A 230-nucleotide genomic window follows, 5' to 3' on the forward strand; every position below is an offset into this window, starting at 1 on the left:
TGGAAGGCTTCGCCGGGTTCGAAGGCGAGTGGCACATAGGCCTTCCTGCGCGGGGTTTCGGCCTGCTCCTCGTGCCAGCGCCTCACGAACGCGCTGACGCGGCCGTAGCTGCCCGCGTAACCCTCGCCGCGGATCGCCTCGAACATGAACCGCGCGGTGCGCCGGTCGCGCTTCGGGCGATGACTGTCCGCCCGCAGCCAGCCCGTCAGCTGTGCGGCCCATTCGTCGAC

1 pseudogene is annotated in these 230 nt (G+C 70.4%); it reads right to left on the minus strand.

Going from position 1 to position 230, the window contains the following annotated elements:
• A pseudogene (locus tag R0J92_RS27330) lies at positions 1-230 on the minus strand (IS21 family transposase); the annotation flags it as partial.

The organism is Tritonibacter sp. SIMBA_163, assembly GCF_046535935.1.
GTDB lineage: Bacteria > Pseudomonadota > Alphaproteobacteria > Rhodobacterales > Rhodobacteraceae > Epibacterium > Epibacterium scottomollicae.